This window comes from Bacteroides sp. ET71 (genome assembly GCF_023336905.1).
In the GTDB taxonomy this organism is placed as follows: Bacteria; Bacteroidota; Bacteroidia; order Bacteroidales; family Bacteroidaceae; genus Bacteroides.
Genome location: NZ_JAMBLS010000144.1, coordinates 1 through 509, shown reverse-complemented (window position 1 = coordinate 509; position 509 = coordinate 1). Strand labels below are relative to the sequence as shown.

Sequence of the window (509 nt, the reverse complement as noted above, 5' to 3'; positions counted from 1 at the left end):
AGAAAAGCGCTTTCGGGGAAAGCGGACGATAACCAGACGGAAAGCCTCCGACCACGCCAACGGATTCATGCTGCAAAGGTAGGAAGCGGAGCCGTTTGCAGCACAACACCCCGACTGGCCATATTATGCCATAGGACAGCCACTTTGCCCGGAGGATGATTCCGACGGTAGCCAGCACCTCCGTTGCAACGTTGGGACAGCCAACCGGACAATCAGACCGACAACCAAACATACCGACAACCGGACGGTTGCAGAATCGGACAACCCGTCAAGCGGCTAATGGCACAAACAGCCATCCAGCCATACAAGCCACCGACACATCAGCCATTCCACCCGGCAATCATACGGATGTCCAACGGGCTATCCGGACAATGAGATGTAAGACCAACCAGCCAGCCACTCCACGCCAAAGCCGAGCCACTCGCGCCCCGAAGCGTGAAATCCTTTTCCACCGCTCCCGTTTCCCCTTTCCTTTGCCGCATCATTTGAAACGGAAGATTATGCCAACA

General features: G+C 55.8%; 1 protein-coding gene. It reads right to left on the bottom strand.

The genetic code is table 11. The features are described from left to right. Positions 1–320 precede the first annotated feature (320 nt). Positions 321–509, bottom strand: a 189-nt coding sequence (locus tag M3090_RS15595; RefSeq protein WP_249057791.1) for a hypothetical protein, incomplete at its 5' end; no start/stop codon positions are given.